A 12,755-nucleotide genomic window follows, 5' to 3' on the forward strand; every position below is an offset into this window, starting at 1 on the left:
CCTGTGGTTAGCGCTTGGCGGTCGCCAGCAGTTTCATCACCCGTGGCGTCATCAGCAGCGACTGCGGCAACCCCTCGGCACCGGCGGCGCTACAGCGCGTAGCCCCCACGATTTGCAAGATATCCCGCACCGTCTTGACCCGCAGCGGGCAGCGCATCAGCTGGCCGTCGCTCATCAGCCACAGCGCCGGCACCTTCTGTTTGGCCTGCAGGGTAAAGCCGCCGTCGGCCCCCAGTGCCGGCAGCGCCTGATTCAGTACCTGTGCGTTGGCCAGCGGCAGGCCGGTCGGCCCCAGCGCCTGGCCGATGTACACCCAGGTGATATTGGCGCTGACCTCGCGCACCAGTAGCCGGCCCGGCGGCAGGAAGTAACGGCCTTCGCCCGCGCCGCCGTTCACGTTGGCCACCCCACCGCCGGAGGTGCCGGTAATGTCGCGCACCGCCACGCTGGAAAGCTGGTAGCCCTCCAGCGGCAGCAGGGTGCTTTGACCAAAACCCAGCGTCAGCGGGCGGCTGCCGCCGTTTACCTGCGCGGCCGCCCCGTTTTCGTCCGCCGGGGCCACCCGCACCACCAGGCCGGCGGCAGGTTCACCGCCGCCGTTGCCGCCCCAGAACAGGCCGTCGGCGGACACCGCCATCGCCGAGGAGTACCCCCCGGTCAGTGCGCTGCGGTTACCGCCACTGCGGCGGCGGCTGTCACTCAGCGTGCCGCTCAGGTCGCCATAGCGCCCGTTGGTACGGCCACCGACGCTGCCGCTGTAGCTTTCGTCGTTGTAGCCGGAGAAGTTCATCGCCAGCTCGCGGTAACCGTCCTGCTGCCACATGCGGGTATGGTTGAGGTTGTAGCTGGTCTGCGCCTGCCCGCCGCCGTTGCGCCAGTCCAGCCCGGCGCTGCTGTAGCTGTCGCTGCCGCCGGCCTGTGCCGCGCTGTCGGCCCGCGACAGGGTAAAACCGAGGTACAGGCCGTTATCGGTGGTCTGGCCGTTGCGGTTGCGAAAGGCCCCCAGCCGGGTGCTGACGGTGGTGCCGCCCCAGTTGAAGGCGCGGGACAGCCCCAGTTGCCAGGCGCGGTTGCGCTGGTCGGCGCTGCGCAGGGTTTGCGCGGGCACCAGGCCGTCTGCCGAGACCGGGCGTTGGTAGCTGCGCCCGTTGTTTTGCGTGTCGCTGTAGCCCAGCGTGGCGCTCCAGCCGGCGAACGGCACCGAGAATGACCCGTTGAGTGAGGTGTAGCAACCCATGTCGTTGCTGCGGCCGCTATCCGTCTGGCCACACTGCGCACCACCGATACGGTAGCGGTACAGGCTGGCGGAAAAACCGTCGACAAAGCTCAGTTGCTGGCTGTCGCCGCGCACGCCATTGTTGCCGGCCAGCCCGCTGGCGGCCATCGTCAACACGCCAAAGCTGAAGGCGTGTTGCGCGTCGAGCCGGGTTTCGTTGTAGGTGGTGCCCTGGGTTTTCGCCACGCCGCTGGTCAGTTGCAGGTTGCGCCACAGCGCCAGCTGCACCCCGGCGGCCCCGGTACTTTGTGAGGTGGATTGCTGCGGTGCGGCGCTTTCCGCAGCGGCTTTCCCGCCCTGAAAAAACCATTGCCAGCGGTCGCTGAAGGCGCTGCCGCCCTTGCTGAACGGCTGGTTTTCGCTGCGTTGCAGCACCCCGTCTTCATACACCCGCAGCTCCAGCGGGTAGCTGCCGGGCGGAAAGCTGTCGCTGTTCAGAGGGTGCATGCCCGGCGCAAAGTACTGGCTGCCCAGCAACTGGCTGCCGCGGTAGATATCGACCCGGGCATTGCGGTTAACCTGGACCATCACCGGGGTGGCGTCACGGCTGATGCTTTGATTAACGTAGGCGTCGGTGGTGCCGAGCCGCAGGCCGTCAAAGCGGGTCAACGGCAGCAGGGTAAAGCCGAAGTTACCGCCCAACGGGCTGGAAAGGTTGCGCTGGTCCATGCGGCCTGCCTGCAGGTAGTAGCGGTTGCCCATGTCCTGACGCGCATAGAGATTGTCGAACCACAGGCGGCTGGCGCTGGCGTCGCGCACCCGGTTCCAGGTGTAGGCCCAGTTGCCGCCCAGAAAGCGGCGCTCACCCAGCCCCAGCGCACCGGTGCCGTTCAGCGCCAGGTTCTGGCTGTCCTTGTCGCCGCTGTAGTTGGCGGTCTGACGGTGAATAAAGGCGTTTTTTGCCGCCGGCGTCGGGGTCAGCCAGCGTTGATCCTGTTTCAGGCTGGCCAGCCAGGTGGGTTTCATAAACAACAGCACCGCGCCCTCGCTTTCATCCAGAATGGCCGCCACGCTGTCGGTGGCGACATAGCCGCAGCCCGGCGTCGCGCTGCCGTTGCAGGCCAGGTTGCCATGGCGTGCCAGCGGTTGGCTCAGGGCCTGCAGTGCCTGTTTTTGTTGTTGTTCAGATAACGTTTGCAGGCCAGCGGCCGCCAGCACCGTTTCCGGCTCTTCAAAGGTGAGGGTATCGGGCTTGACTTCGACAACAAACAGCCCGAGCGAGCGGCCCGGCAACCGGACCTCCAGCCGCTCCGTCTGCCCCAGCAGCAGGGATTCGAAGCCTGGCGGTACCTGCGACGCGGCCGTCGCCTGACAGGCCCACAGCAGGGCCAGATACAGAGGGTGATAGCGATAGCGGGTATTCATGGCGCTCATTCCCTTGGTCGAACCAGGGTCATCCAGACCCGGGAAAAGGGCGCACCGGGTGCGCCCTGTCGGTGGGGCGTTGTTATGGTGTTACAGGGACGGTAGAGGTATTGAGTATCAGGCTGACCACGCCCTGGTAGCTGCCGGACTCGGAGATGATGCCGGTGGTGGTCTGCGCAATCACCAGATCGAAGGGCACCGAGCCGCCATCAATACGCCCCTTGGGGAACAGGTCAGCGGGCTTGAGCGTGGAGTCGGCGGTCACCGCAGTGGTCAGGGTCTTGCCGTTGTAGCTGACGCTTAACGGAATGGTCGTCGCGCTCGGTTTGGTGTTGGACGCCAACACCGGGGCGGTCAACAGGCGCATTTCCACCTGGCTGGTCGTGTCGTTGGTAAAGATTTTGGTGCTGAGGGTCTTTTTTTGCAGGCCGACACCGGGTATGTAGGTCATCTTCAGGCTGGATGGCAGCGCGGTGCCGTCCGCCTGCAGCAGTTCGACCGTCGGGTCGATATCGGCGGTAATGGTGATGTCTTTCTGTACCGCCATGGCAGACAGGGAGAACAGGGCGGCCAGGGCGACAGGGGTAAAGGTATATAACTTTTTCATACAACATCCTTATTGGTTATTTCAGTTTTTTGGGGTTGATGCTCCGGCCGGCAAGTCCGCCGTCGTCGGAGTGGCAGCGCCGTCGCGGTATTCCACGCGCACCACGCCACCTGACATCCCGGCGGGCAGCATCAGGGCTTCACCGGGATAGACACTGCGGTCAATCTGCTGCCAGCGACAAGCCGGCGTACAGTGACCCACTTTCAATACTCCCAGGCGGACGTTGCCCGGGTTGAGTAACTGGCTGCCGTCGGCGCTGCGCGCGAGCTGCGGCTGAGCCACCGCTGGCCGCAGGCGGACCAGTACGCCCCAGACCAGGTTGAGGTTGACCTGGGCGTTTTGGGTGGCGGGGGCTTCGTCTTCGCTCAGTGAGGCCACGGGTTCGAAGTAGACCCGCCAGGCTTCTTCCTGCTGGGGCGTTGCCAGGCTGATTAACCGGACGGTGCGGGTGGCACCGGCGGGCAGGGCGAATTTGTCCGGCGACACCACCAATCCTTGCTGACTGTCAACATCCACCTCGGTTTCGCGTGGCGTGGCCGGGTTGAGGATACGTTTGACGCCGACGCGTACGTATTGGGTCTGCGGGGATTTGGACAGCACCTGCAGGGTGGTGGCCTCCTGGCCGGGGCCGATGTCGGCGCTGATGGGGTAGACCGTCAGGTTGGCCAGACAGCCGGTGTTGACCAGCATCAGGGCGGCGGCCAGCCCGGCGAGTTTGCTGCGGGTGAGCCCCACAGCGCGGTGGATTTTTGGCATGTCTGCACACTCCCTGTGATGCATGAAAAGGTCTGAATAAGACCCGTTTTACGACCGATAAAAACGCAACATAATGAACCAAAGTGTCACATTATGGATTTATGACTTGAAAGGCGGGTGATGGCGTACGATATCGCTAAAAAAAGGCCATGGATGGCGCTATTTCAGCGTAATAAACTGGGTTGGCGAGATGGGTAGCGACAGAGTGACGGAGCTTAAAAAGTGGGAAAGTATAATATGCTGGATAATTGCGTTTCAGCCAGATGATTCTAACTGGGTGATATTCAAAAATAAAAATTAAATTACGGAAATATTGCAGAAAAAAATTGACGTTTTTAGCAGCGGAAACTTAGTATGGTGACACTTTGGTTCAAAATGTTACATTTTCCTCGCACCACAGCGCCTTAAATCGTCCTGCATTACTGGCTGTATACAGCACAGTATGCTGGATGTTGCGATGGCCAAGATAATCCTGAATCAGCCGGGTATCCGCCCCTTTATCCGCCAAAGCGTAGCCGCAGGCATGGCGTAACATATGCGGGTGCACCGCAATAGCCAAACCTGCCCGTTCCCCTAATTGCCTCAGTATCCGATAGATGCGCGAACGAGAAAGCCGTCCGCCCTTGTGGGACAAAAATAACCAGTCGTAGTCGTTCGCCCCCGGATAACGCTGTCTGCGCTCTAGCCAGCGCGTCAGCAATTTTCGCTCCATGGGATGCAAAGGTTGCACGGTGGACAGGCCGTTTTTAAGGCGACGTACGTACAGGCTACCTGCCGCCATATCCAGATCCGCCAGGTGCAGGCCGGTCAGTTCGCTGACCCGGCAACCGTGGATAAAACACATCCACAGCAGGCAGGTATTGCGTTCCGGATCGGGGCTGTCGCTGGCGGCTGCCAGCATGCGCTCGATCTCCGGGCGCGTGAGATGCTTGCGCTCGTTATTTTTCATCGTGACTCCTTGTGGGTGAGGATAGAAAAGAAACGCGGCCCGTTAATGGGCCGGCAGGAGAGTATAAGAAATGAAGGCATTGCGTGCCGGAAATTAGGAATAAACTGTGTGACTGTTGATAAAATGAGCAGGTTGAGGACGTAAATCAAACAAACGTATGGCATGCCGCAGGGTAAAAATAAAACCCGGGCGCACCTCTAACGGATCCGCCCGGTGTTTTATCGTTATTTTTTCACTACCAGCCCCACACCGCGGCCACGCGGATCGGAGGCGGTTTCCGGCGTGTCACCCTTGACGCGGATCGCCTGTATGTCCCCCATGTACCAGCCCTGATCTTCCAGTGTGTAACCCATCGCTTTCAACTGTTCAGCCACTTTGCCGGTCAGTGGAGCAAAAGCGTCGTAGAAGATAGTGTCTTTCGGCAACAGTTGGTGATGGACGCGCTGCGCGGCCACCGCTTGTTGCAGCGGTAACTGGTAGTCATAGAGATTGTTTATCACCTGGAAAATCGAGGTGAAAATGCGAGAACCGCCAGGGGTGCCGATCACCAGGCTAACGTTGCCGTCGCGGGTGATAATGGTCGGGCTCATGGACGAAAGCATGCGTTTGCCTGGTTCAATGGCGTTGGCGTCGCTACCGACCACGCCAAAGGCATTGGCCACGCCCGGTTTGGCGCTGAAGTCGTCCATTTCGTCATTCAACAGGAAGCCAGCCCCTTTCACCACCACGCCGCTGCCGAAGTCCCAGTTTAGCGTATATGTGTTGCTGACCGCGTTACCCTGCGCGTCAACAATCGAGAAATGCGTGGTTTGATGGGGTTCCAGCCCAGGCCGCACTTTCTCGGTCGGTGAAATGGCGGTCGGATTGATCTCCGCAGCCCGCTTTTGCAAATAATCCGGGGCGACCAATTGAGCAACCGGCACCTTGGCAAAGTCAGGATCGCCGAGGTAATCGGCGCGATCGGCAAAGACGCGCTTTTCGATTTCCGACAGTAAGTGAATATAGCGGGCGGAGTTCAGCTCCACGCCTTTGAAATCGGCAGCACGATCTTCCTTTATGCCCAGCAACTGCGCCAGCGCGATGCCGCCGGAGCTCGGCAGCGGGGCGGTATAAAGGGTATTGCCGCGCCAGGCGATTTTCATCGGTTCGCGCCATTTCACCCGGTAGTCTGTCAGATCCTCCTGGGTGATCAGGCCGCTATCGCGCTGCATCTGGGCGATCAGCAACTTGGCCGTTTCCCCCTGATAGAAGTCGTCAGCGCCTTTGTTGGCGATGCGTTCCAGCGTTTTGGCCAGTTCCGGCTGTTTAAACACCGCGCCGGGTTTCATGCTGCCAAAGTAATCGCCGAAGTTGGTTTTGTCGGCGAACAGCTTGTTGGCATCCTCACGGTATTGGTATTGCTGGCCGGCCACCTTAAAGCCTTGTTGCGCATAGCCGATAGCCGGGGTCAGCAGTTCTGCCCAGGGCAACTTGCCGAAGCGTTTATGCGCTTCCCACAGCCCGAGTACCGTGCCGGGTACGCCGGCGGCCTTGGTGCCCACCAGGCTGAGGTTCTCGATCACTTCGCCTTTTTCGTTAAGGTACATGGTTTTGGTGGCCGCTTTGGGGGCGACTTCCCGGTAGTCGAGGAAGTAGGGCTTGCCGTCGACGTACAGGGTCATAAAACCGCCGCCGCCGATGTTGCCGGCCTCTGGGTAGGTCACTGCCAGCGTAAAGGCGGTGGCGACCGCAGCATCGACGGCGTTACCGCCGGCCTGCAAAATTTGTGCGGCCACTTTGGCACCGTATTGATCCGGTGCCGCCACGGCACCGGCGTTCAGATTAGCGGCGAATACCGAAGGACTGAGGGTGGCCAGCGCCACGCTGAGTGCTAATGTTTTCAATAAACCAGAATGCATAGCCTTTCCTTTTCGAATTGAACGATGACAGGTGAATTCAATCTCAACAACCACTTAGCACCATTGTTTAAGCTTGTTCTGGCGCTTGATTGAAAGTAGCACCGCTCAATCCGCCGCGCTTTATCCGGCGTTTGGAAGCGTGAGGTAGAACGTTAAATCACCGCCGGCAATTGTGTTAGTAACCACTCACAAAAATGCCGGGCGAGCGGGTTGTTCTCGCTATCGCGATGAATAAGCCAGGCCCACTGAGGGCCACGCACGCTTTGCTCCGTCATCGGCTGCAATACCCCACGTGCCTGAGCCTGTTGCGCCAGCAGTTCGCTGACCAGAGCGATGCCCAGGCCGTCGCAGGCCGCATCCAACAGCAGGCCGGGATCGGAGAAGTTCAGGCCGTGGCTGCTTTGCCCAACGTTGGCGCCGCCCTGAACGGCCCAATGGCTCCAGTCCATCTCGCGTTCGCCGTGCAGGGTGGTGCGTTGTGCCTTGTCCTGTTTCAGCAGCTCAGGATGGCAAGCCGGATAGAGCCGATCCTGATGCAGCATTTTGAGGCTACATTCAATTTGCGCACTGAGATCGTCACGGATCGCCAGATCGACGGTTTCGGTCGCCATATCCGGCGGGTCGAAGGTGGTGAACAGCCACAGGTCGATATCCGGATGCTGCCGGTGGAAGCTTTTAAGGCGCGGAACCAGCCAGTGACGGGCGAACGCCGGCGTGGTGTTGACGATCAGCTGGTTGGGTTTGCGGTACTGCTCCAGACGGCGGATGCCAACGGCCAACTGTTGCAGCATCACCTGGGCGGTGCTGTAGAGATCCTGACCGGCATCTGTCAGGCTGACGCTGCGGCCGCTACGGAAAAACAGCGGTTGCTCCAGGAAGGCTTCCAGGCTGCGAATTTGTTGGCTGATCGCCGACTGAGTGAGGTGCAGCTCATCGGCGGCCTGGTGGAAACTGCCCAGCCGGGCGGCGGCTTCAAAACCGCGCAGGGCGTTCATCGGGGGCCAGTGCTTTAACATTATTGATAAGCCTATCTAATCAGGTGTCCGCTAAATGTATCCTTTGTTTTACCCGGATTAAAGGGATTAACATAGCCGTTATCGACATCACGCCGTCTTTTGCTGAAAAGTTTAGCTTATTGTTTTGGCGGCAATACAGGAGCAAACCATGTCAACACGTCGTGAATTTATCAAACAGGCTTCCCTGATTGCCGGCATTAGCCTGACGGCCTCGATGGGGCTGGCATCATTGTCCAGCCACGCGGCTCAGAAAACGGCTGGCGGAAACTGGCGCATGCCCGATGAGGGTGAGCCTCAGCAATGCGCCTTTATCGCTTTTGGCGCACAGCGGGCGATTTGGGGGGCGTTCACGGCGGACGTGCAAGATGCCCTGGGGCGCATTGCCCGTGCTATCGCGGTTTACCAGCCGCTGACGGTATTTTGTCGCGAACGTGAACGAGAGTTAGCGGAGATAAAATGCGGCAGCCACAATGTGACCTTTGTCATTACCGAGCTCGATGATATTTGGATGCGCGATATCGCTGCCAATTTCGTTACCAACAATGCGGGTGAATTGGCGGCGGTGGACTTCAACTTTAACGGCTGGGGCAATAAGCAACGGCACGGTAAAGATGCTCAGTTGGCCGCTTTCCAGGCCAGATATTTCGGCGTTAACCCACTGCGCCGCAGCGCCTTGACAGGAGAAGGCGGGGGCATCGAGGTGGATGGTCATGGCACCGGCATCATGACCGAGAGCAGTTGGGTCAATCGCAACCGCAACCCTGGCTGGAGCCGTGAGCGGGTAGAGCAAGAGCTCAAAGCGATGCTGGGCCTGCGAAAAATCATCTGGCTGCCGGGGATTAAAGGCAAAGACATTACCGACGCTCACGTCGATTTTTACGCCCGTTTCGTCAGCCCAGGCGTGGTGATCGCCAATCTGGACAGCGATCCTGAGTCCTACGACCATCAGGTCACACTGGATCATTTGGCGATCCTCAAACAGGCCACGGATGCCGATGGCCGCAAGATACAGGTGCATACGGTGTCGCCACCGCTGGATCCACGCCCTAGCCGCTTCAGCAAGGGCAATGCGGATTTTGCCGCCGGTTACATCAATTACTTTGTCATCAACGGCGCGATTATCGCCCCGGAGTTTGGCGATGCTGAGGCGGATGCCGCAGCTTTGGCATTATTGACGGCGCTTTACCCGCAGCGTGAAGTGGTGCAGTTGAATATCGACGCTATCGCCGCTGGCGGTGGGGGCATCCACTGCGTGACCAGTCAGCTGCCGGCCATTTAAGTCTTGTTACAACAGGGCCAGCCTTGGCCCTGTCGAGAGAACGCGGATCAATACGTGTGGAAGTAATCCTGAATGACGCGAGGATTATGGGTTTTGGTCAGCGACAGCATCAGCAGAATACGCGCCTTGGCCGGGTTGAGCGAATCGGACACCAGGCCAGGTTGTCCGCTGTCCTCGGGGACAATACCGCTGCCGGTGCGGCTGGCGCGAACCACCAGCACACCGGCTTTCTCCGCTTTTTTGATCCCGGCAGAGCTGCGCACTGAGACCGAGCCGGCACCGGTGCCAGCGTAAACAATGCCATCCACTTTATGCTGAATGGCCGCATCGTACATGTATTCAGGGTCGTCCTGATAACCATAAATAATGTCGACTTTTGGCAGCACCTTGACATCACGTACGTCAAATACCGAGCGAGTGGTGTGGATCTTGTCGACTCGGGTTTCAAAGTAGGGCTTGCCACCGACAATTACGCCCAGATAGCCTTCTTCCGGGGCTTTGAAGGTGTCCAGCGTGGTGGCGTTGGTTTTGGTGCTGAAACGGGCCGAGCCAATGCGATCGTTCAGAACGACCATAACGCCACGCCCCACGGACTGCTTGTCGGCGGCAACGGTGACCGCATCCAGCAGGTTCATTGGGCCGTCGGCGCTGATGGCCGTGGCAGGGCGCATCGCGGCGGTAAACACCACCGGTTTGTTGCTCTTGACCGTCAGATTAAGAAAGTACGGCGATTCGTCCAGCGTATCGGTTCCGTGCGTGATCACCACGCCATCCACATCACTGCGTGAAAGCAGCTCATTGACCCGCTTGGACAGCTTGAGCAGGATATCGCTGGTCATGTTTTCGCTGCCGATATTGGCAATCTGTTCGCCGTCTACGCGGGCGACTTTCTGCATTTCCGGCACCGCTGCAATCAGCGTTTCCACTCCCAGTGCCCCAGCCTTATAACCGGTGGTTTGTGTATTACTGGCCGCAGAGCCGGCGATGGTGCCGCCGGTGGCTAAAATCACGATGTGCGGTAAGTCCCCGGCGGCGCTTGCCACGCCGGCAAAGCTGAAGGTGAAGCAGATCAATGCCACTCTAATTGTTTGAAACATAAGCTACCCCTGATTAACAAGCCAAATTAGCAGGAGTAGCCAAAGCAAAAAGGGTGCCAGTTAGACAGTTAGCGGTAGCAGAGGACAAAGATCCATACCGATGCGAAATGACGCTCGTTGGAGGAGCGAGTCGCACCAAAATGGATCTCGTTCTAGCGCTGCGGTCCCAGCCCGTAGCTTAATAATGCAATGGCATGTCGCGCGATGACTTCAGCGCTCTGCGGGCCGTGGCTGTTGTTGTTGTCACGGTGCCATTTCGGCGCGGTGGCCAGCGGCAGCAGCGTCATGCCAAACAGGGTGATAAACAGCAAAGAGGGTTCCAGATCGGCACTCAGCTTGCCTTCTGCCTGCCAGCGCATAATCGACTTCAGGGCCGCTTTGCGCTGTGCATCACCAAAACGCTCATCCATCCGTTGCTTCAGTACGCCGTTATCACTCATCACTTCTCGCAACCACAGCGGGGCGAACCAGGGATGCGCGGTGGAGATATCGATAAACCTTTGGGCCAGTTGGGTGAAGGCGGCAATAGGATCGTCCGCATTGGCGTCGAAAACGCTGCCGGCGGCCAGCCGTACCGGCAGGAAACGTTCTTCGATCAGCACGTCCAGCAGCTGTTCGCGGTTGTGAAAATAGTAGTGGAGCATGGCGGGGGTGACGCCGGCTTCACGGGCAATGGCATTGAGCGAAGTATCGGCAATGCCTTGGCGGGCAAACAAATTAAGCGCCGTGTCCAGCAGGTGCTCGCGTTTTTCTGTGCCCTTGGTGCCGCCGCTCGGCCGACCAGGGCGGCGCGGGGCTTGAACGTTTTGTGCTGTCATCGCGGTGAGATCCATTGACCGGAGAAAAGAATCACTCATATATTAATTACTCGATTAATTAATTACAAGTGAGCTCATCTAAATGGGGATCAGTCATCTGGCAGGCAGCGAAGACAGCGGCAGGGCGTCTGGGCAGGCGCCCTCGATCCGGCTGTTGTTCTCCGCATTGCTGCTGGTCATGTTGCTGGCGGCGCTCGATCAAACCATTGTGTCTACTGCATTACCGACCATCGTTGGCGAGTTCGGTGGCCTGGAAAATCTGTCGTGGGTAGTCACCGCCTATTTGCTGGCATCGACGATAGTGGTGCCGCTGTATGGCAAGTTCGGCGATCTGTTCGGCCGTAAAATTGTGCTGCAGATTGCCATTGTGGTCTTCCTGCTCGGCTCGGTGCTGTGCGGATTGGCGCAAAACATGACCCAGCTTATCCTGATGCGTGCCCTGCAGGGGTTGGGCGGTGGCGGATTGCTGGTCGTCACCATGGCGGTGGTGGGCGATGTGATCCCGCCGGCCGAACGCGGACGCTATCAGGGCCTGTTTGGCGGCGTATTCGGCCTGGCGACGGTGGTAGGCCCGTTGATTGGTGGGGTGCTGGTGCAGCATTTCTCATGGCGCTGGATTTTCTATATCAACCTGCCGCTGGGGATTTTCGCGCTGTTGGTGATTGGCGCGGTGTTCCAATCCCGGGTCAATCGGGTCAAGCATGAAATCGATTTCCTGGGGGCCAGCTATCTGGCTGCCGCGCTGACCTGCATTATTCTGTTTACCAGTCAGGGTGGCACGGTCATGGCCTGGTCTGACGGGCAGCTGTGGTGCATTTTGGCCTTTGGTTTGGTGTCATTGGGCGGGTTTATCTACGAAGAACGCCTGGCGAGCGAGCCTATCATTCCGCTCGACTTATTCCGCAACAGGACCTTTTTGCTGTGCGCCTTGGTCGGCTTTATCGTCGGTATGTCGCTGTTTGGTTCGGTGACTTTCCTGCCGCTGTATTTGCAGGTGGTGAAGAATTCCACGCCGACCCAGGCCGGGATGCAGCTGCTGCCGCTGATGGGCGGGATCATGATCAGCTCCATTGTTAGCGGTCGGTTAATCAGCAAGCGCGGCAAATACCGTATTTTCCCGATTATAGGCACCTGCTGTGCCCTGGTAGGCATGATTCTGCTGGGGACGCTGAAAAACTCGACGCCGGTACATCTGCTGTATCTCTACATCAGCCTGCTGGGGTTGGGATTGGGTATGGTGATGCAGGTGATGATCCTGGCGGCGCAAAACAGCGTCGAGCCAAAACACATGGGCGTTGCCACTTCGAGCGCTACGCTGTTTCGCTCTATCGGCGGATCCATCGGGGTAGCTGTGTTTGGCGCGATTTTTACCAATGTGCTGCACAGTCGGTTGGCCAGCTTGCTGCCTGAAGGAACGGCGTTACCGCGTTCTTTGGGCGCGGCGGCGGTGCATCATCTGCCGTTGACGTTGCAGAACGATTATTTGCAAGCCTTTGGCGGGGCCATTCACTCGGTGTATCAGATTGCCGCCGGGGTCATGGCGCTGGCCTTTGCATTGACCTGGTTGCTGAAAGACGTGCCGCTTCGCCATAAGTAAAACCGCCAAAACCGGTGCGTAAAGCAGGCGCGCACCGGTTCTCCTCATGCTCTGCGATGCAATTTTACGCAATCCTTACGCAACCCTGTCAGACTAA

The 12,755-nt window shown here is 59.0% G+C and carries 10 protein-coding genes; 2 read left to right on the top strand and 8 right to left on the bottom strand.

Annotated features, from left to right (window positions below):
* Positions 1 to 7 precede the first annotated feature (7 nt).
* The 6 genes from ACMGG1_RS11455 to ACMGG1_RS11480 all read right to left on the bottom strand — a co-directional run bounded on the left by ACMGG1_RS11455 (position 8) and on the right by ACMGG1_RS11480 (position 7,867).
* Positions 8 to 2,641 (bottom strand): TcfC E-set like domain-containing protein, encoded by a 2,634-nt coding sequence (locus ACMGG1_RS11455; protein ID WP_414161406.1) that lies wholly within the window; start codon positions 2,639 to 2,641, stop codon positions 8 to 10.
* 82 nt (positions 2,642 to 2,723) lie between these two features.
* Positions 2,724 to 3,248: a CS1 type fimbrial major subunit gene (locus ACMGG1_RS11460; protein WP_128864864.1), complete on the bottom strand. Its 525-nt coding sequence runs from the start codon at positions 3,246 to 3,248 to the stop codon at positions 2,724 to 2,726.
* A gap of 21 nt (positions 3,249 to 3,269) precedes the next feature.
* Entirely contained in the window at positions 3,270 to 4,004 is a 735-nt protein-coding gene (locus ACMGG1_RS11465) for a fimbrial protein TcfA (RefSeq protein ID WP_128864865.1), read from the bottom strand.
* Positions 4,005 to 4,374: 370 nt separating this feature from the next.
* Positions 4,375 to 4,953: a tyrosine-type DNA invertase gene (locus tag ACMGG1_RS11470; protein ID WP_414161407.1), complete on the bottom strand. Its 579-nt coding sequence runs from the start codon at positions 4,951 to 4,953 to the stop codon at positions 4,375 to 4,377.
* Between the two features lie 224 nt (positions 4,954 to 5,177).
* Positions 5,178 to 6,851 carry a gamma-glutamyltransferase gene (gene ggt, locus ACMGG1_RS11475; protein ID WP_400826568.1) on the bottom strand — a complete coding sequence of 558 codons (1,674 nt, stop codon included), beginning with the start codon at positions 6,849 to 6,851 and terminating at the stop codon, positions 5,178 to 5,180.
* Positions 6,852 to 7,003: 152 nt separating this feature from the next.
* A complete protein-coding gene (locus ACMGG1_RS11480) occupies positions 7,004 to 7,867 on the bottom strand; it encodes a LysR family transcriptional regulator (RefSeq protein ID WP_128864868.1) in 864 nt (287 codons plus the stop codon).
* Positions 7,868 to 8,015: 148 nt separating this feature from the next.
* Here ACMGG1_RS11480 and ACMGG1_RS11485 point away from each other — a divergent pair, with 148 nt between their 5' ends.
* Entirely contained in the window at positions 8,016 to 9,146 is a 1,131-nt protein-coding gene (locus ACMGG1_RS11485; protein ID WP_259218694.1) for an agmatine/peptidylarginine deiminase, read from the top strand.
* Positions 9,147 to 9,193: 47 nt separating this feature from the next.
* Here the strand turns inward: ACMGG1_RS11485 and ACMGG1_RS11490 are convergent, their stop codons facing one another.
* Together ACMGG1_RS11490 and ACMGG1_RS11495 are read right to left on the bottom strand one after the other, a co-directional pair.
* Positions 9,194 to 10,243: a type II asparaginase gene (locus ACMGG1_RS11490; RefSeq protein ID WP_020826952.1), complete on the bottom strand. Its 1,050-nt coding sequence runs from the start codon at positions 10,241 to 10,243 to the stop codon at positions 9,194 to 9,196.
* Between the two features lie 152 nt (positions 10,244 to 10,395).
* Positions 10,396 to 11,061: a TetR/AcrR family transcriptional regulator gene (locus ACMGG1_RS11495; protein ID WP_230090241.1), complete on the bottom strand. Its 666-nt coding sequence runs from the start codon at positions 11,059 to 11,061 to the stop codon at positions 10,396 to 10,398.
* Positions 11,062 to 11,143: 82 nt separating this feature from the next.
* Here ACMGG1_RS11495 and ACMGG1_RS11500 point away from each other — a divergent pair, with 82 nt between their 5' ends.
* Entirely contained in the window at positions 11,144 to 12,658 is a 1,515-nt protein-coding gene (locus tag ACMGG1_RS11500; RefSeq protein ID WP_048758860.1) for an MDR family MFS transporter, read from the top strand.
* The last annotated feature ends 97 nt before the right edge of the window (positions 12,659 to 12,755 follow it).

This window comes from Serratia sp. BNK-12 (genome assembly GCF_047456085.1).
Classification (GTDB): Bacteria; Pseudomonadota; Gammaproteobacteria; order Enterobacterales; family Enterobacteriaceae; genus Serratia; species Serratia liquefaciens.